General features: G+C 40.4%; 17 protein-coding genes. 6 read left to right on the top strand and 11 right to left on the bottom strand.

The window, feature by feature from the left end:
• Positions 1-23: 23 nt before the first annotated feature.
• On the bottom strand, positions 24-2276 hold the full coding sequence (gene lptD / locus I6F42_RS08095) for an LPS assembly protein LptD (RefSeq protein ID WP_010555250.1): 2253 nt from the start codon (positions 2274-2276) through the stop codon (positions 24-26).
• Between the two features lie 111 nt (positions 2277-2387).
• On the opposite strand from lptD, the gene I6F42_RS08100 reads away from it, so the two are divergent.
• Genes I6F42_RS08100 through djlA form a run of 3 tightly spaced genes read left to right on the top strand, consistent with a single transcriptional unit; the run spans position 2388 to position 4940 of the window.
• On the top strand, positions 2388-3389 hold the full coding sequence (locus I6F42_RS08100) for an aminoglycoside phosphotransferase family protein (protein WP_197151761.1): 1002 nt from the start codon (positions 2388-2390) through the stop codon (positions 3387-3389).
• Positions 3386-4042 (top strand): N-acetylmuramate alpha-1-phosphate uridylyltransferase MurU, encoded by a 657-nt coding sequence (murU, locus tag I6F42_RS08105; protein ID WP_197151762.1) that lies wholly within the window; start codon positions 3386-3388, stop codon positions 4040-4042. The genes I6F42_RS08100 and murU overlap by 4 nt, the downstream gene beginning before the upstream one ends.
• 31 nt (positions 4043-4073) lie before the next feature.
• Positions 4074-4940, top strand: coding sequence for a co-chaperone DjlA (djlA, locus tag I6F42_RS08110; protein ID WP_007585079.1), 867 nt, complete (start codon positions 4074-4076; stop codon positions 4938-4940).
• Here djlA and I6F42_RS08115 read toward each other — a convergent pair.
• From I6F42_RS08115 to rsuA, 3 genes are all read right to left on the bottom strand, one after another.
• The gene (locus I6F42_RS08115; RefSeq protein ID WP_197151763.1) at positions 4923-5873 is read right to left on the bottom strand and encodes a DUF3530 family protein; all 951 of its coding nucleotides are present in this window, start codon (positions 5871-5873) and stop codon (positions 4923-4925) included. The two genes, djlA and I6F42_RS08115, sit on opposite strands and share 18 nt — an antisense overlap.
• 92 nt (positions 5874-5965) lie before the next feature.
• Complete coding sequence (rluA, locus tag I6F42_RS08120) at positions 5966-6619, bottom strand: bifunctional tRNA pseudouridine(32) synthase/23S rRNA pseudouridine(746) synthase RluA (RefSeq protein WP_024589793.1); 654 nt, start codon at positions 6617-6619, stop codon at positions 5966-5968.
• A gap of 119 nt (positions 6620-6738) precedes the next feature.
• Positions 6739-7437 (bottom strand): 16S rRNA pseudouridine(516) synthase RsuA, encoded by a 699-nt coding sequence (rsuA, locus tag I6F42_RS08125; RefSeq protein ID WP_197120183.1) that lies wholly within the window; start codon positions 7435-7437, stop codon positions 6739-6741.
• Between the two features lie 59 nt (positions 7438-7496).
• Between rsuA and zapE the strand changes: the two genes are divergently transcribed.
• Complete coding sequence (gene zapE / locus I6F42_RS08130) at positions 7497-8606, top strand: cell division protein ZapE (protein ID WP_197151764.1); 1110 nt, start codon at positions 7497-7499, stop codon at positions 8604-8606.
• A gap of 139 nt (positions 8607-8745) precedes the next feature.
• Here the strand turns inward: zapE and I6F42_RS08135 are convergent, their stop codons facing one another.
• From I6F42_RS08135 to I6F42_RS08160, 6 genes are read right to left on the bottom strand one after another with little or no spacing between them, the layout of a single operon-like run.
• The gene (locus I6F42_RS08135) at positions 8746-10167 is read right to left on the bottom strand and encodes a tetratricopeptide repeat protein (protein WP_197151765.1); all 1422 of its coding nucleotides are present in this window, start codon (positions 10165-10167) and stop codon (positions 8746-8748) included.
• Positions 10168-10186: 19 nt separating this feature from the next.
• Positions 10187-10843, bottom strand: a complete 657-nt coding sequence (locus I6F42_RS08140) for an energy transducer TonB (protein WP_197151767.1) — start codon at positions 10841-10843, stop codon at positions 10187-10189.
• A gap of 1 nt (position 10844) precedes the next feature.
• Entirely contained in the window at positions 10845-11249 is a 405-nt protein-coding gene (locus tag I6F42_RS08145; protein ID WP_007585059.1) for a biopolymer transporter ExbD, read from the bottom strand.
• Positions 11250-11253: 4 nt separating this feature from the next.
• Complete coding sequence (locus I6F42_RS08150; protein ID WP_197151769.1) at positions 11254-11634, bottom strand: MotA/TolQ/ExbB proton channel family protein; 381 nt, start codon at positions 11632-11634, stop codon at positions 11254-11256.
• Complete coding sequence (locus tag I6F42_RS08155) at positions 11627-12952, bottom strand: MotA/TolQ/ExbB proton channel family protein (RefSeq protein WP_169044130.1); 1326 nt, start codon at positions 12950-12952, stop codon at positions 11627-11629. Before I6F42_RS08155 ends, I6F42_RS08150 begins: the two co-directional genes overlap by 8 nt.
• Entirely contained in the window at positions 12952-13725 is a 774-nt protein-coding gene (locus tag I6F42_RS08160) for a DUF3450 family protein (protein ID WP_197151771.1), read from the bottom strand. Before I6F42_RS08160 ends, I6F42_RS08155 begins: the two co-directional genes overlap by 1 nt.
• A gap of 217 nt (positions 13726-13942) precedes the next feature.
• Between I6F42_RS08160 and I6F42_RS08165 the strand changes: the two genes are divergently transcribed.
• Together I6F42_RS08165 and I6F42_RS08170 are read left to right on the top strand one after the other, a co-directional pair.
• On the top strand, positions 13943-16123 hold the full coding sequence (locus I6F42_RS08165; RefSeq protein WP_197151773.1) for a TonB-dependent siderophore receptor: 2181 nt from the start codon (positions 13943-13945) through the stop codon (positions 16121-16123).
• 77 nt (positions 16124-16200) lie between these two features.
• Positions 16201-16881, top strand: a complete 681-nt coding sequence (locus I6F42_RS08170) for a Fe2+-dependent dioxygenase (RefSeq protein WP_165729231.1) — start codon at positions 16201-16203, stop codon at positions 16879-16881.
• Positions 16882-17064: 183 nt separating this feature from the next.
• On the opposite strand, the gene galE is transcribed toward I6F42_RS08170, so the two are convergent.
• Positions 17065-18081 (bottom strand): UDP-glucose 4-epimerase GalE, encoded by a 1017-nt coding sequence (gene galE / locus I6F42_RS08175; protein ID WP_007585049.1) that lies wholly within the window; start codon positions 18079-18081, stop codon positions 17065-17067.
• Between the last annotated feature and the right edge of the window lie 122 nt (positions 18082-18203).

The raw sequence follows: 18203 nt of genomic DNA on the forward strand, positions 1-18203 counted from the left end.
TTGCTGATAGTACTGTTGTGATACTAGTTACTAAGAAAATACGGTCTACGATAGCCAAAAATACCTTGTTGTAATAATTTTTGTGCATCATAACGGCTTTTACTGCCAAGTCCTTTTAATACAAAATTCAAACTAATACCTGAATCAAAAGTTGCTTGTTCTTGGCCTATTGATTGATTTAAATCTGTTTCAATTTGGCGGTGCCCAGTAATTTGGATAGCCCAACAGCATGATTCATACTGTAATCCGCTCAATACTTCGATACTTCTGTTGTTTTCAAGATCTCGATGATAGCTCGCAATAAATTGCCATTCGTCGCTAATAGGAATACTTGTAAATACACCTGCTTGCTCGATTGTATTTCCTGAGACATCATTTGCATAGCGATGGTTCAATTGTACTAGCTGATTATTATCACCTTTATAATCAAGTGTTACATTTGACTGTACCATTTGCTTGCCATCTGTATCGTATTGAATACCTCCAGCGAGGTACCAACGGCGGTGCCAATGTAACATGGTTTGAGCTGCAAATAGTGCATTATAATTAGTGTCTGAGTTCAAGCCTTGCTCTGTTGGCTTGGCATCGTCACTTAAATAAAATATTTGGCCGGCACTAAAATTAAATACTTCTTCTTGTTTTTTATCAAATAGGCGCGTTGTAGCACCTAAAGTAAACTGATTAGCTGCTGCTATGCGGTCAACACCCGAAAAGCGCACGTCTCTAAATAAACCATAATAATCGTCTTGTAGCTTAGTTGTATCAAATAAGCCAATGTCTGACTGGTCTTTATTAGGTGTATATAAATATTGAATTTGCGGCTCTAGGGTTTGTATAGCATCTTCAAAAAAGTAAGATGCGTCGCGCTCAAAATTAAGCTGAGAATACAAACGTACTTTTGGGATAGTACGCGATACAGTATCGCTGTATTGCGTGCCGGTTAAGTTTCCGCTTTGCTTATAATTAGTTTGTAATAAGCTCACTTCAGATAAAAATGACCACGCGTGAGTGGCATAGTTGTAGCGTGCTTTAGGCTCTACGTGTACACGAGTTGCGCTGTCTATCGCTACTTCAGATGAGTCATTAGTAAAATGGCTAATCTCGCCCGACACACTAAAGTCAAAATTATCAAAACGCCAAGGCGCAGTTTGCGTAAAATTAACTTGTGGTATTGCAGTGTATGATTCTAAGTGATCGCCCAGTACTTCAAAGTTTTGCACTTTTATATCGGTGCGCCATGTATCACCCAAATGAGTAAGTGAACCAGTACGATATAACTGAGTATCGGTTTTACTTGCGTAGTTTGAAGTTAAGTCGGTGATGTAGTTATCATCGCTCACATTGGTTATATCAACGTTTGCGCGCCAGTTTTCACCTAGGTAGCTTTGTTGTTGCCAATGAAACATATAGCGTTCATTTAAGTCTGGCTCAGAATCATCACTATCTAAATACTCAATCCCTACTAAGCCTTCGTGTTGCTCTGTTAGGTATCTAAATTCTGTTTGTAATTGCAGCCCTTTGTTAGACATATAACGAGGCGTAATAGTGGCATCAAAATTAGGTGCAATATTTAAATAGTACGGCGTAATTGTTTCAAGGCCGTATTTGTCAGAGCTTGAAATAGTCGGGGTAAGTAAACCCGATTTACGGCGCTCATCCAGCGGGAATGTAAAATAAGGTAAATATAAAACCGGTGTATCGAGAATACGTAATACGGCGTTATATGTTTCGCCCCAGCCTTCTTCGCGTGAAAGGTTTATTTCGTCAGCTTCAATTTCCCATACTGGGGTGCCACTTGGGCAAGTAGTAAAGCTTGCATTCATGAGTAATAGGCCAGACTGATTAACAGTGAGCTTTTCAGCGCCGCCTTTACCTTGTTGTTCGGTTAGGCTGTAGTCGGCGCCTAACAAACTGACTTCTGAATTATTTAAATCGGCATTTAATCCGGTGCTGTTTACTTTACTTACGTAATCTTGATAAGTAATTGGCCCCGTTGCATTTAATAAACCGCGCTGTTTGTCTATCAACGCAGTTTGTGCGGACAAACTCATCTTAAGGGTGTTAATATCAACATTGCCGGTAAATTCAGCGCTTTGAGTGCCAAGTAGCTCAACATCATCAGCTTGAATATCAACTTCACCAAGGTTAAGGCCTTCAAGTGGTTGCCAAGCTCTGGTTTGCATTGAAATGCCACAAAGGTTGTGTGCCAGTTCAGTTTCGGCAAGCGATGGTGCGCTAACTACGCTTAGCATCAATATGCCCCAGGTTTTGCTCATTTATCGACCTTAATACTGTGTGTTTAATATAATATACACATAATAAAGGAAAATAATGGCAATTACAGTAATTGACCTAATTAACTTAGTGAAAAATAGATATCTTATAAAATGACACGCTTTGAGAATTTACAACAATTTATAAACACACAGCTTAATGCCAAGTCGCATACATTAAACGCGATCACGGGTGATGCTAGCTTTCGCCGTTATTACCGTTTAAATCACGATAATAAGCATTTAATAGTGATGGACTCAGATCCAAAAAAAGTAAATAACGAACCTTACATTTCGCTAAATCGGGTGTTTGTTGAGCAAGGCTTTTTACTTCCTACTATTATTGCAAGTGATGAGAAACAAGGCTTTTTTGTTCTGAGTGATTTAGGGAGTACGCACCTAGCTGACATGCTTGATGATGCAAACCGCACCGAGCACTATCAAGCATTAATTAGTTTAAGCGCTCAATGGGCTAAAACGCCGGCAGCTCCTGCTATGCAAGCGTACAACGAAGATTTTATAACACTAGAACTTGATATATTTAGCCAGTGGTTAGTAAACGACTTTATTAATGAGCCACTCAGTGCAGAACAAAAAACAATGTGGCAAACAAGTTCAGCGCTATTAATAAAGGCCATGCTTGAGCAGCCAACTGTTACCGTTCATCGCGATTACCATAGCCGTAATATTATGAACAGTAACGGCCAGTGGGCAATTATAGATTATCAAGATGCTGTACGCGGGCCGCTTTGCTACGATTTAGCCTCGCTACTACGCGATTGCTACTTTAAACTGCCTCAAAAAGAGTTAACAAGCTTGCTTGATTTTGCTTATCAGGAATTTACGGCTCAAAATTTACTGGCTAATACTTCATTTGATGAGTTTAAATATTGGTTTGATTTAACTGGATTACAGCGCCACTTAAAAGCTGCGGGTATATTTTGTCGATTGTATTTACGCGATGGTAAAACAGGTTATTTAGATAATATTCTACCGACTCTTGATTACATTATTGAAGTAGCGGCAAATTACCCAGAGCTTAAAGCATTGAGTGAGTGGACAAAAAATACCATAGTGCCAAAAGTGACTGAAAAGTTGGCAAAGGAGCGCTCATGAAAGCGATGATTTTAGCTGCAGGGCGCGGGCAAAGAATGATGCCGCTAACGCAAAATATGCCAAAGCCAATGTTAAAAGTGGCACAAAAACCACTTATTGAGCACCATATAAATAACCTTAGAGCTGCCGGCATTACCGATATTGTAATAAACCTTGCGTGGCAGGGTGATAAAATAAAAGACTACTTTAAAGATGGCAGTCAATTTGGCGTAAATATACTTTATAGCCAAGAAGTTGAAGGTGGCCTTGAAACGGCTGGCGGTATAATTGAAGCGTTACCGCTGTTGGGCGACTCGTTCATTGTAGTAAATGGCGATGTATACACCGACTATGATGTAAGTGCGCTAATGCAACTTCATTTACAACCCGGTGAGGCGCACATAGTGCTTATAGAAAACCCGCCACACAATCCAGATGGCGACTTTGCATTAAGCCATTTGTCGGCCGAGAGTGAAAAATATACATTTTCGGGGATTGGCAGATATCAGGCTGATTTTTTTAAAGGGTTAACGCAAGGTATTCGCCCTTTAGGGCCTATTTTACGTGAAAAGCTAAATGAACATTTAGTCTCTACTGAGCTCTATATAGGACAGTGGGATGACATTGGTACACCAGAGCGTTTAAACCAATTAAACACGCGCCTTGAGGCGTAACAACTCAATTTTTAAGAAGGCAGTATTATAGATGTGGGGAAAAATTCTCGGTTTTTGTTTTGGCTTTATGTTTGGCAAAATATTTGGTGCCATTTTAGGTTTATACCTAGGTCATTTATTTGATAAAAGCTTAAAAAATAACTTTGATAAAGCAGGCGGCTTTTCTAGCTTATTTAGTGGTGACGATGTTCACGAGCGCCAAGCCTTATTCTTTTCAAGTTGCTTTGCCGTAATGGGGCACATTGCCAAGTCGAACGGTCGAGTCAGCGAAGTACATATAAAAGCGGCTAACTTGTTTATGGATGAAATGGGCTTAAAAGGCGAAGAACGCCGTGAAGCACAGCATGCATTTCAGTCAGGTAAAGAGAGCGACTTTTCACTTAAAGAAACAGTACACGATTTTAAAGAACGCTTTGCTAAACGAAACGATTTAATACAGTTATTTTTAGAAATACAAATTCAAATGGCGTTTTCTGATGGAGTGCTAGCCGAACAAGAAAAGCAATTATTAGCAGAAGTAAGTAAACAGCTAGGCATTTCTAAAACACACTTTGCATTTGTATTAAAGCGTTATCAAGCTGAGTTTAACTTTAGAAAGCAACAACAGCGCTTTAATCAGCAGCAACAAAACCAAGGTCAAAGTAGTAGTTACCGTGAAGGTTCTGGCCACCATGTACCGCCAAATAATAATATGAACCGTGCGCAAGCATTGGCGTTATTAGGCTTAAGTAGCGATGCAACGCAGCGTGATATAAAAGTAGCGTACCGTAAACTTATGTCGCAACATCATCCAGATAAATTAGTATCGCAAGGTTTACCAAAGCACATGATGGAACTGGCTGTTAAAAAGAGCCAAGATATTCAAGCTGCTTATGAGTATTTAAAAAAGTCGGCGTAAAAAACCGTCTATTTCTTTTGTTAGGCGTGCGTGTTGATCGGGTTGATCGCGCAGGCCAAACAACTGGCGTTGGCGGTAATCAAATTTTGCATTTCGGTCCACCCAGCGCTGACGATTTTTAAGGCTCATTAAAATGTCTGTGCTGTCATTTGCATAGTAAATATCAAGTAAGGCGGGTGTAACAAGTGATGCTGTTTGGCTCAAGCTTTCGTTACGCTTAGTATTAGGTAAGTAACTACTTAAACTGATAAATGCCTCAACTCTTTCGTCCGGAAAATCTGCATAGTACTCCAACAACACACCCGCACTCGTGCCTTGTGCAATAACCACTATATTACTCGAATCTTCCATAGCGGTTTGGTACAGCGCATTAAAACGAGAAATGAGATTTATTTTATAGTTATCAAGTATGTCGTCAGTTACTTTTTCAATTGCATTAACGTAATGAGGTTCTTCTTTTATTTTTGCAGGCTGCGGTTGTGCGTTTGTTGCTATGTCGGGTGATGCAGGTTCCTCGGCTTTACTAGGCGCAGCTTCGGTTTCGCTGGGCGTTGCTTCGGCCAGTTTACTTGCTTGCCAATCAATGTCGGGTACTGTCATTGCGTAGGTGCTGTAACCTAAGTTATTAAGCTCTTTACGCAAGTAGCTCATACCTGAGTTATTGGTAGGTGAAGAGTGCCAATCGGGTATAAGTATTACGATACCTCTAAAATTACTACTCATATACTCGCTGTAAAGGCTTAAAAATTCTGTTTCACCCGCCAATATAGGCTTTATTTCATCACTTGGAAGTAGTCGCTCAATGTCGCTATTTTCAATGCTTGATAGATTAGGTGGAGCAATATGTTCCGCCGCACTGATAGGGTTAGCTAAAAGTAGCGCACAGCTGAGCTGTATATAAAAAGCCCCTTTTAAAAACCGTGGAAATAGCATAACGCACCTAACTAATGACAATTAGTTAGGTATCGGCAAGGTTATCTAAAAGTTTAATAGATAGAGCGAATTAGCTAGTGAATTTGAACCTGTTAAAACTCTAATTCGGCTTCAAAAGTAAGTACTTGCTCAGTTACAGGGTGCTTTAATTGCAGCATTTGTGCATGTAATTGTAAGCGAGGAGCGGCAGCAAGTGCCTCTTTGTGGGCGTAAAGTCTATCACCTAAAATAGGATGACCAAGGCTTAACATATGCACACGTAGTTGATGCGAGCGACCAGTGATGGGAGTTAGCTCTACACGGGTTGCATTTTCTTCACGCTCAAGTATTTTAAAATGCGTAAGCGAAGGTTTACCTCTGTCGTGATCAACCATTTGTTTTGGGCGATTAGGCCAATCACAAATAAGGGGTAAATCTACTGATCCTGTTTCAGCTTCAAGTTGTCCGTATACACGTGCTATGTAACGTTTAGCTGTTTCGCGCTCTTGAAACTGCATACTTAAATGTCTGTGCGCTGCTTTATTCATGGCAAGGCACAGTATGCCAGAAGTCGCCATATCTAAGCGGTGCACTATTCTTGCTGTTGGAAAAACACGATTAACACGATTAATTAAGCTGTCGGCATGTTTAGGATCTTTACCTGGGACAGTTAATAACTCACTTGGTTTATTAACTATCAGTAAGTCGTCATCCTGAAAAAGTATCGTTAAATACGGACTCATAGGGGGATTGTAGTTAACTAACACGGCCGACCTTAGTAATTTTGAAGGTCGCTATTTTAGTAGAGCAAGCCAACAGGCTCAAGTAAAAGTTTGGCTATATTGTTTTAACTAATAATCCAAGCCTTAGCTCCTTTAAAGCACTTTTATAGCTTAATTTCTTGCGCTGTTAATAATCGATATTCACCACTAGCCAAGTTTTCATCTAGGGTAATCCCTGCAATCTGCTCGCGATGCAGCTCAACTACTTTGTTATCTACCGCGTAAAGCATACGCTTAACTTGATGATATTTACCTTCACTTATTGATAAACGCAGGCCGTAATTAGCAAGTCTCTCTGCTATAGCTGGGCGGGTTAAATCTTTTTCGTTATGCAGCATGACGCCTGTACGTAATTGCTCAAGTGCTTCATCGGTAATAGGCTCTTGGGTTTCGACTAGGTAGGTTTTAAATTTATTGCTTTTAGGCGACGTGATTTTATGTGACCAATCGCCATCATTAGTAATAATAACTAACCCTGTGGTATCTATATCAAGACGACCTGCTACATGAAAGTCACTCATATTTGGCTCATCAAGTAAGTCAAAAACAGTTTTATGTAGCTCGTCACTGTTAGCACATACATAGCCAACAGGTTTATTTAGCATGTAATAGCGCTTACCTAAAAATACCAAAGGCGTACCTTGGTACAGTACTTCATCTTGCTGAGCTAGCTGAAAATTATGTGAGGTAATTACTTCGCCATTAACGCTAACTTCTTTTCGCTTAATACTCGCGCGAGCTTGGGTACGCGGTATTTCAGCTAAGTGGCTAATAAATTTATCTAAGCGGCAAGGGAATTTCATTTTGGTTCACATTTTTAGTCGGCTACAATGGGCGCGATTATAGCCGATAGTGAAATACCATGACAGTGCACAGCACACAAATTTTAAGCCTTTACCAAGCAAAAATAGACACGGGTGAACTGTGTTTTGATGCTGCGCAGCAAAATGCGGTGGAAGCTTTAAATACGCTAAGCGAGCAACTTCAAGCTAACACATCATGGTGGCAAAAAGCGCCTTTAATAAAAGGCGTTTATTTATATGGCCCCGTAGGGCGTGGTAAATCGATGTTGATGGATTTATTTTATAAAAACCTACCCATTGAGCAAAAGCAGCGGCTGCATTTTCATCATTTTATAGCGCAAGTGCATGCCCAGCTTTCGCAGTTACAAGGTCAAAAAAATCCATTAACCCTAATTGCAAAACAGTGGGCTAAAAATATTCGAGTACTGTGTTTTGACGAGTTTTTTGTGAGCGACATTGGCGATGCTATGATTATGGCCAGATTGTTCAATGCATTGTTTGAACAAGGTGTTGTGCTGGTGGCCACATCGAACGCAAAGCCAGAGCAGCTTTATTACAACGGCCTGCAACGAGCGCGATTTTTACCTACTATCGATTTAATTAATAGTCATTGCCATATAATTAACGTGGCGGGGGAGGACGATCACCGTTTTAGATACGGTAAAAACAGTCGTCACTATTTTATTAATTTATCTAATCACGATTTTAAAAATGAGTTTTTAGCTTCGTATCCGGCTGTAACATGCAGTAATAAAATTAGCGTGCATGGGCGCGATTTACCTTATTTATTAAAAGCAGATAACGCCTTGATGATTGATTTTATGGCGCTATGCTCAGGCCCACGCAGTGCTAACGATTATATGTTTTTGGCAACGCAATTTGATGTGTTATATGTATCGAACGTACCGCAAATGGGTGTTAAAGCAACGGGTAAAGTTATTGTTCACGGTATAGAAGATAGTTATCAGCGCGAAAAACAAACGCTTGATGAGCACACCTTTGACGACGAAGCACGGCGCTTTATTGCCTTAGTAGATGAGTTTTACGATTGCCATAAATTGCTGGTAATAAATGCGCAAACCGACATTGAACACTTGTATAAAGGTAAAAAGTTGAGCTTTGAATATGCACGCACGCAATCACGCATAGTCGAAATGCAAAATTGGTAACGCTTTGGTTGATATATATTGTAGACGAGCTTGCTCATGTGGGAAGCGTAGCTTCTAATTATAAAGCCATTTTAAAAACTGCGTTTTTACACGCCAGCAAGCTGCGCGGCTACAAGTGAGTTTTACCACGGTGTTAAACTTATCCTTCTTGGCGCACTATATTCTCAAGGGCGCGAATATTAGTAATTAAGTCCTGGCGTTGTGGGTTAGCTTGTAATGCTTTTCTAAGATGCTTTAGCGCACTCGGGTAGTCTTTAGAATCAATCGCTATTTGCGATAATCCAAGCCACGCCGATAGTTGGTAATCAGGTAGGGCTTGTGCACGAACGTACATAAGTTTTGCTTGGGTAAGTTGGCTTTTACTGCGATATATACTCGCTAAACTAAGTAGGGCATCACCTAAATTCGGGTTTATTTTAAGTGCGTTATTTAAGCTTTTAAGAGCACGTTTAGTATTACCTTGTTGCATAGCAATTTGTGCGCTGTATACAGAAAACTGGGCTTGTTCATCACGGGGTAGTTGCTTAGTTAATCTTTTTGCGCTGCCTATTAGATCTTTAGCTAAATCCCATTTTTGTTGAGACACAAGCCAGCCTAAAGTTTGCATCGTGGTATTAATAACCTCAACTTGCTGCTGTTTAGTGGCGTATTTTAAACCTTGCTTTAATAAACTAACAGCGCGTTCACTGCTACCTTCACTTAAGTGCAACTGAGCGGCTAAAAGCTGGTTGCTGGTATCTTTAGGGTTGAGTTTTAAGGCCACTTCAATAGCAGCAAGCGCTTGCTTTTTTTGATCAAGTTGTAACGCTATTTGTGCACGCTGCAGCCAAAGTTCAGCTTTATCAGGGCTTTTATTAAGTAATTCTTTTAGTAATGCACTTGCCTGGCTTAAATCACCCGATTCAATTAACGCAAACAATAGCCCTTGTTGATATTGGCTTGTTTCTGGCGCTAGCATCAGTGCTTGGCGGTACGCCGCTACTGCGCTCCAAGGTTGGCTGTGCTGCACGTGTATATAAGCAAGTTGCGCATAACTTTGTGCATCAGCCTGACCAAGTTCAATAGTGCGTACTAAGTGTGTTTGTGCTTTGTCATACTTTGCTTGTTGCATGTATAAAAGGCTCAAACCTTGGTGTGCTTTTACTAAATCAGGTGAAGCTTTTAAACACGCTAAGTAAGCTTGTTCAGCGTTATTAAAGTCTTTTGTTGAAAGCAAAACTTGTGCACGTAACAAGTTTAAAGCAGTGCTATCTTGGCTTATATCACGGCCTTTAAATAGCGCAGCGACTTCACTGTAATTACCTGCTTGTAACAGTGGTTGCACTTGGCGAGCAAAACCGCGCTCGGTCGGCTCAATAAGGACCTCTGTAGGACCCAGTAATTTATTATTTATAGCCAACTGCCATGTTGGATCGCTAGGCGATAACGTTACTTTTAGTGGCGCATTAGTATCACTGGCAGCGCTTGCATGTACGCTACTTGCACTTACTAAAGGTAATGAACACATTACAGTCGTCAACAGTGCGGAAGTTAATGGTTTTAGCGTTTTAAATATATTCATGTTTTTCATTTTAATAGGCTTAAGGTTTAAATTCGATTGGCCAAATAAAGCGAGCGCGTACGGTTTCACCTTCTTTTTTAGGTGCACTAAAGCGGCTTTGTTTAATAATTTTGTCGATAGCTGGTTTAAGTTCAGGGTATGGGTTTTGTACTACCTCAATTAAACTTACCTTGCCACTTTCATCAATAAATACATCGAGTTTTACAGTAAATACATCAACACCTCGGCGGGTTAAGCTTTTTGGTAAAACGGCCTTGACGGGAGTAAGCAAAGTGGGGAGACCATCGAGTTGATTTAAGCTAAATGCATCCCAATTTACACTCATTGATTGCCATTGTGGCGCGCTTACTTTTACGCTAGATGTATCGGGTTTTACAATACTTAAATTGCTGTTGATCTTAATTTTTACGGCTTGAATAGACGCGCCTGCACCTTCTACCGCTAAGCTTTGCATTGGCTCACTTGTTTGCTGTTGCGATATTGATGGCGGAGGAGGAGGTGGCAGTGCCACCATGGCAATCTCACGTACAACCACTTTGTCTTGTATATGATGCTCTGCAAGTTGTCCAAGCCATAAAAGCAGTAATGCAGCACTAAGTACAATGAGGCTAAGGCCAAATGCAAAAAGTGGATGGCGATTGTTTTTTGTTTTTTGAGACGAGTCAATCGTGTGCATATTATTGCTTCGTAGCTAAGTTAACTTTCGCCGCACCTGCCAGCTTTGCTTCGTCAATTACTTGAACAAGTAACTCAGTAGGTACTGTTTTATCAGCTTGAATAACCACAGGGCGTTGTTGCTGTTTTAACATTTGCTCGACACTACTACGCACGCCAGCAACACCAATTTGGCTGCCATCAAAAAATACTTGTTGAGAGTCGGTTATTGCTAAAAATATAACTTGCTGCTCAAGGCGGCTGGCCGATACGGCTTGTGGTTTATCAACCTCAACACCGCTTTCGCGTACAAATACGGTTGTAACAATAAAAAATATTAGCAATATAAATACCACATCAAGTAGCGGCGACATATCGATATGTTGCCCCGCTTCTTGCTCTAGCTTGTGCTTTAATCGTGATTGCATAGTGTTACCCTAACTGTTTACTTAACGTATGTAATTTAGGATTACGCTGCGAATACGCTAAATACGCTTGCATTAACCATGCAGGAATAGCGCACACAAGGCCCAATTGAGTTGTTAGCAATGCATCACCAATGGCTGCACTCATTAACTCGTTTTGCCCCAGCGCCATTACTTTAAATGTATCAAGCAAACCAACAATAGTGCCTAATAAACCAAGTAGCGGAAGCGCTGCAGTTAAAATAGAGCTTACCTCTTGCCAGTAACCTTTACGCTGCGCTTGGTATTGTTTAAGGTGCAGTAAGTCATGAAAAATCAGCTGGTATACAAATAAAGCGAGTAAAAGAATACACCAGCAAATAGGGTTACTAACGATTTTTTCAAACATTGGTCTCTCCTTTTTCTAGTTGACTTAGCTGTAATGCAAAGCCTTCGAGCTGGCTGTAGTACGCTTTTGCTTTACGTGATAGCAATGCATTTAATACCAATGCAGGGATGGCAACGACTAAACCCAATTCGGTTGTTATAAGTGCTTGTGCGATACCGCCCGATACAACTTCTGGGTCACCTGAGCCAAACAAGGTCATCATTTTAAATGTTTCGATCATGCCGCTAACAGTGCCTAATAACCCAAGTAGTGGGGCTACTGCAGCCGTAACGGCAATAGCGCCAATAAAGTTATCGAGTTTATGCTTATCATGAATTAACTGATTAAATAATTGATCGTCTCGTACTTGGCCTTTTTCGCTTTGCAGCGTTAAGTTAAATAACTGCTGCTGCATGCCTGCAAATTCACTGCTATTTTCAGCTTTAAAAAATTGCTGTAATTGCATTTGAGAGTGCATTTTAATTTTACTTAAACGCAGTAGTTGCGCGGCTTTTAATAGCGCAATGGTTAGTGCAAAGCAGGCAAATAAAATAATAGGGATAGCCCATAAACCGCCTTTCTCTAGGTGTTCAAGCGGACTTTCTTGTTGGGCTTGGCTAGTCACTAAGTGCGTTAAACTAGGATCAAAAGTAAGTAATGTTGAGCCTACACCGTTTTGCTTTAAAGTATTATCGAGTGGGTTATCGTCACTTGTAGATTGTACTAACGCTACTTTTAATGCATTAGATTCATCATCCAAATTTAATAAACCCATAAGTTTAGGTGTTTGCGTACTAAACCATGCAACAGGCCCGACTTGAAGGGTATTAGCTTGGCTTAATTCGCCATTACTTAGCACAACCGATTGCTTTTTAAACTGTGGATAAAGTGCCTGTTCTTGATTATTAATTTGCGATACAACACGGTTTAATAACTCGTTTTGGCTATTAGCCGACTCGTTACTGCTCGCACTATTGCTGGTATTTTGGCGTACAAAACGGCTAAGTAAGTTTAATTGGTATTGCTGCTGCTGTTGCCAAGTGTCTAGTCGGGTTTGTAACTGATCGAGGCTTAATGTGTTTTCGTCAGCTAGGCGGCGATTAACTGCGGCTTGTTCGCGTAATTTACTGAGCGATTGCTGCTTGGTAAAAATTTGCTTTGCAAGGGTCGCTTGCTCTTTTGAAATACTATTTTGAGTTTTATTTAGAGTACGTTGCGCTGTTTTTATATCACTTAAAATACTTTGTTTAGCATCATCACTGCTAGCTGCAAAAGAAATGTTTGCACTTAAAAGTAACACTGTGGCGCTAAATACTTTAATTATGCTGTTAGTAGCCATTATTTAGCCCCTTGCTGGTTTTTATTTACATAACTTAATATTGGGAGTGTTACCCAATCAGCAGCGCGCTTTTTTTGCTGTACCGCAATACCCAGTGCAACTTGCTCAGCATTAATGCTTGAATCAAATTCCCACTGCCAACCTAAGTCACTTGGAAAACCAATACCTACGTAACTTAAATCTTCGCTTACAAACCATGCTTGTGCTGCACCTAAATAAAGCTGCTTTACCCATATTTCTTGCCCGTCAGGATGCTTAATAGCCATTTCGTGAATTGAAATACGTTGTTGAAAATCATTAAGTAGAGTCAGCATTTTTAGCGCTGTTTGTAATTTGTCAGTTGTACTGATTTGTGAGTCGCTTAAATCACCAGTGTTTTTCCAACTACTTAAAAGTGGCGGGGGGAGTTGCACTTGTAATGAAAGTAATTGCTGAGAAATACGTGCTAGTTGATCATTTAATTGCTGTTGATCATTTTCAAGTTCTGATTGCTGAGTTACAAGCTGTTCGCGTTTTTGGGCAAGCTCACTGGTGCTTTTTTTTCTACGCTGATTAAGCTCGCTAAGTTGCTGCTGCTCGGCATTAAGAAGCGTTAAGGTTTGCTCCATACTGCTTTTTTGTTCAAGCCAATGAGTATTTAATTCTGTGTTTTGATTTTCTATTTGTAGCCATTTATTAACGAGTTGTTCTAGCTCACTAACAGTGTCGGCTTTTACTGCCATGGTGCTACAAAGCGCGATAACTACGCTAATTGGTTTAATTAAGCTTCGCATTACTTAACAACAATCCTGAAAGTTACGACAAGCAATTACAGGGACGTAATTACTGTTAATTTTTGAGTGTGTATACAATATAGGAATTCACATAACAATGCAATTGATAACAGTTATCGTTTACATTGCGTTGTTTGAGTGGTAGGATTTCGCCGAAATTAAATATGTACCTTAAATTAACAATAGTTAAGTGCTTAATAAAAACTACGGAGTAACCATGAGTAAGCCATCGAATAAAGTAAATACCTACGTGAAGCCAATTGCAGCGGTTGTTACAGCAACGCTTTCAACTTGGGCAAGTGCACAAGATGTTCAAGAGCTGGCTGTAGTAAAAGCACAAACGGTAACTGAGTCTAGCTATGTTGTTGAAAAATCAACGTCGCATAAATACACTCAACCGCTACTCGATACAGCTAAAACTGTAACGGTAATTAACCAAGCGGTAATGAAAGATAGAAACGTAGATAGTTTACGTGATGCTTTACGCAATGTGTCTGGTATTTCTTTAGCAGCAGGTGAGGGTGGTTCACCTACTGGTGATAGCATGTCGATTCGTGGTTTTAGTGCTACAAATGATATTTTTGTAGATGGTATTCGTGATGTTGCAGGTTACACACGTGATATTTACAACATTGAAGCCGTTGAAGTTGCAAAAGGCCCAGGTTCAGCAGTTTCTGGTCGTGGCGCAACAGGTGGTAGTGTTAATTTAGAAAGTAAAAAGGCGAAGTTAGACAACTTTAACGACGTTTCGCTACGTTTAGGCACAGAAAACGATTACCGTGGTCGTTTTGATACTAACATTCAAGTAAACGACACAAGCGCACTACGTATAAACCTTCTTACTGATAAAGGTGATGTTGCAGGTCGTGACCATGTTGAAAACGAAACAAATGCTGTTGCGTTTGCATTTGCAACAGGGCTTGGTACAAACAGCCGTTTTGATTTAAACCTAGAGTATCAACGCCAAGACAATTTACCAGATTACGGCATTCCGTGGGTTTACAGTGATACGCCAGTAGCTGAACTTGCAGATAGCGCGCGCTCACCTTCTCCTGTCGATTTTGATAACTTTTACGGTAATATTTATCGTGATTACGAAGATATTGAAGCCTACTCAACAACAGCTCGTTATGAGTATGATTTTTCTCAAAATACTACGTTACGTGTTCAAGGTCGTTTAGGTAAAGTAAAACGTGAATCAGTAACAACTGCACCGCGTTACTTCTCTGTTACAACAGACACTGACATTACCTTTGCAGATGAAAAAACACGTGATACAGAAAATTCACTTGCTGCACTTCAAGTTGATTTAATTGGTAACTATGAATTTGCTGGCTTTACTCACGATGTTGTAGTGGGTGTTGAACTTGCAAACGAAACGTTTACACGCCATAACTTTGTTGCAACTACGCCTGATAACCTAATTGAAGATGGAATACGCAACGACTTATACAATCCTGATGCAACAATTGCATTTACGGGTGTGTACGGCCGTGACGGTACAAGCATTGAAGCTAAAGCTAAAAACCAAGCTATTTATGCATTTGATACAGTGACACTTAACAAGCAATGGGAAGTTACAGGCGGAATTCGCTTTGATAGCTTCACTACGGATTATCACAACGATTACAATGACCCAAGCGCTTTAATTTCTACAAGTGACGACTTATTTAGCTGGAATGCAGCTGTAGTTTATAAACCTACAGAAAACGGCAGTGTATATTTAGGCGCAGGTAATTCATTCAATCCATCAGCGGAAAGCCTAACGGTATCTACGCGTTCAAATGCAGCTGATTTAGACGCAGAAGAAAGCCGCAGTTATGAATTAGGAACTAAATGGAGCCTAATGGATGGTCGCCTGCAAACTAATGCTGCACTTTTCCGTACTGAAAAAACCAATGCCCGTACTGATGACCCATTTGCAGATAGCTCAAGTGACGAAATACTCGGTGGTGAACAGCGTGTACAAGGTTTAGAGCTTTCAGCAACTGGACTAATTACTAAAGAGTGGACTGTAATTGCTTCATACACTTACCAAGATAGCGAAGTAACTAAAGCATTAGGCGACGACGCAACTCAAATTGGTAACGAGCTTGCACGTACGCCTAAAAATAGCGCGAGTGTTTGGACTACGTACGATATGTCGGATAAATTATCGTTTGGTTTAGGTGCGCAATATGTAGGTGAGCGTTACAACGGGACTACGTCAACACGCTCTCGTGCGCCAGGTTATACTATTTTTGACCTGATGGTTGCGTATGACATATCAAAAGATTTGAGCCTGCAGTTTAATGGTGAAAACTTAGGTGATAAAGATTACGTTGATCAGTTAGGTGGTGGACACTTTGTACCAGGTGATGGTCGTAAGTTTAGCTTAACAGCGAGCTACTCTTTCTAAGAGTAAAATAAGTACGGCATAAAAGGGCAGAGTTAACTCTGCCCTTAATTATTTGATGAAAATGTGAGAGGGCGCACATGCTAGTTAAAATTCCAGAGCTACTAACGAAAGAAGAAGTGGCGTATTGTCATGAGGTTTTGCTTAAAGCGCAGTGGGCCGATGGCAGTATTACCGCAGGGCATCAATCAACCAAAGCAAAAAATAACTTACAGCTACCTGAAAATAGCCCTGAATGCCAAGAGCTTGGCGACATTATTATGGCAGCACTTGCGCGTAGTAATTTGTTTATGTCGGCTGCACTTCCTGCAAAAATTTTTCCTCCGCTTTTTAACTGTTATCAAGGTGGTCAATCGTTTGGTGTGCATGTAGATAATGCGATTAGACAGGTGCCGGGTACGCCAGTAAAAATTCGTACAGATGTATCAATGACGTTATTTATTAATGACCCCGAAGACTATGAGGGCGGTGAACTTGTTATTGAAGACACTTATGGCTCACATAGTGTAAAGCTGCCAGCAGGCAGTATGGTGTTGTACCCTTCAACGAGTTTACATCGTGTAATGCCAGTAACGAGTGGGCGTAGATTAGCCTCATTTTTTTGGTTACAGAGCATGATTAACAGCGACGAAAAACGTGGTTTACTCTTTGATTTAGATATGTCGATTCAAAGTTTGCGCAGCAAGGTAGAAGATAGCCCAGAGATTATTCAATTGACGGGGGTTTATCATAACTTGCTAAGACAGTGGGCGCAGACATAACGAAGATGCTCGATATTAAATATTGGATATAAGTAATTAAATATTAGTAATTAAAAGCTGCGCTCTTCGCGTGAGCAAGCTCTACGCCTACGACGCAGCCATAAAATTGAATTCGGTGTTTAAAATACTCGGTATGCGCGGCTTGATGCCGCGCACTTATAGTAAGCTCGGAGCTTGTTTTACTTATCCTTTATAACCGTTAGGGTTATTTGACTGCCAACGCCATGTATCTTGCATCATTTCATCAATACCGCGCACTGCTTCCCAGCCAAGTTCATTAAGTGCTTTTTCTGGCGCTGCATAACACGCTGCAATATCACCCGGGCGGCGAGGTGAAACCTGATAAGGCACAGCCTGATCGCTTGCTTTAATAAATGCATTAACCATTTGTAGTACAGAGTAACCGTTACCAGTACCTAGATTATAAACTAATGCACCCGTACTGCTGGCAATTTTATCAAGCGCTTTTAAATGACCAATAGCTAAATCTACAACGTGTATATAGTCGCGTACACCTGTGCCATCAACTGTGTCGTAGTCATCACCAAATACAGCGAGCTGCTTTAATTTACCTACCGCTACTTGTGCGATAAACGGTAAAAGGTTATTTGGAATACCATTAGGATCTTCACCAATTAAGCCCGACTCATGTGCACCCACTGGGTTAAAGTAACGCAAAATAGCAAACGCAAAGCGCTCATCTGATTTAGCGATATCTTGTAGCATCATCTCAACCATCAGCTTAGATGTGCCGTAGGGGTTAGTAGTACCGCCTACAGGAAAGTCTTCTTTAATTGGTAAGCTTGCAGGGTCGCCGTATACTGTGGCTGACGAGCTAAATACTAATTTAAATACACCAGCATCGCGCATTGCATCAACAAGCGTAAGCGTACCTTGTACATTGTTTTGATAGTACTCAATGGGCTTTGCTACCGACTCGCCTACTGATTTTAAGCCCGCAAAATGTATAACACTATCAACCGTATGTTTTGCAAATACTGAATCTAAAAAGAATTTATCGAGAATATCGCCTTGGTAAAAAGTGGCCTCTTTGCCTGTAATATTCTTTACGCGCGCAAGTGATTCTTGTGATGAGTTACTTAAATTATCAATAACAACAACATCGTTACCTTGCTGTAAAAGTTCTAAAACAGTGTGCGAGCCAATATAGCCAGCGCCACCGGTTACTAAAATAGTCATGAAAGCTCCGTGGGTACCTTTTATCAATTGAGTTAATTTCACCATAAATAGAGGTGATTTACATGCTTTATCTGTAATTTCTATAGTTTAAACAACATCTTTTTTTAATAACGGTAAATTAA

Source organism: Pseudoalteromonas sp. SWYJZ12, from assembly GCF_015864395.1.
Lineage (GTDB): Bacteria > Pseudomonadota > Gammaproteobacteria > Enterobacterales > Alteromonadaceae > Pseudoalteromonas > Pseudoalteromonas arctica.

Bases quoted from the DNA above. Each gene is read 5' to 3' on its own strand.
- lptD (WP_010555250.1), bottom strand. From the start codon at position 2,276: ATGAGCAAAACCTGGGGCATATTGATGCTAAGCGTAGTTAGCGCACCA.
- I6F42_RS08145 (WP_007585059.1), bottom strand. From the start codon at position 11,249: ATGCAATCACGATTAAAGCACAAGCTAGAGCAAGAAGCGGGGCAACAT.
- I6F42_RS08155 (WP_169044130.1), bottom strand. From the start codon at position 12,952: ATGGCTACTAACAGCATAATTAAAGTATTTAGCGCCACAGTGTTACTT.
- I6F42_RS08165 (WP_197151773.1), top strand. From the start codon at position 13,943: ATGAGTAAGCCATCGAATAAAGTAAATACCTACGTGAAGCCAATTGCA.
- I6F42_RS08170 (WP_165729231.1), top strand. From the start codon at position 16,201: ATGCTAGTTAAAATTCCAGAGCTACTAACGAAAGAAGAAGTGGCGTAT.
- I6F42_RS08135 (WP_197151765.1), bottom strand. From the start codon at position 10,167: ATGAATATATTTAAAACGCTAAAACCATTAACTTCCGCACTGTTGACG.
- I6F42_RS08160 (WP_197151771.1), bottom strand. From the start codon at position 13,725: ATGCGAAGCTTAATTAAACCAATTAGCGTAGTTATCGCGCTTTGTAGC.
- galE (WP_007585049.1), bottom strand. From the start codon at position 18,081: ATGACTATTTTAGTAACCGGTGGCGCTGGCTATATTGGCTCGCACACT.
- djlA (WP_007585079.1), top strand. From the start codon at position 4,074: ATGTGGGGAAAAATTCTCGGTTTTTGTTTTGGCTTTATGTTTGGCAAA.
- I6F42_RS08115 (WP_197151763.1), bottom strand. From the start codon at position 5,873: ATGCTATTTCCACGGTTTTTAAAAGGGGCTTTTTATATACAGCTCAGC.
- I6F42_RS08140 (WP_197151767.1), bottom strand. From the start codon at position 10,843: ATGCACACGATTGACTCGTCTCAAAAAACAAAAAACAATCGCCATCCA.
- I6F42_RS08150 (WP_197151769.1), bottom strand. From the start codon at position 11,634: ATGTTTGAAAAAATCGTTAGTAACCCTATTTGCTGGTGTATTCTTTTA.
- I6F42_RS08100 (WP_197151761.1), top strand. From the start codon at position 2,388: ATGACACGCTTTGAGAATTTACAACAATTTATAAACACACAGCTTAAT.
- rsuA (WP_197120183.1), bottom strand. From the start codon at position 7,437: ATGAAATTCCCTTGCCGCTTAGATAAATTTATTAGCCACTTAGCTGAA.
- zapE (WP_197151764.1), top strand. From the start codon at position 7,497: ATGACAGTGCACAGCACACAAATTTTAAGCCTTTACCAAGCAAAAATA.
- murU (WP_197151762.1), top strand. From the start codon at position 3,386: ATGAAAGCGATGATTTTAGCTGCAGGGCGCGGGCAAAGAATGATGCCG.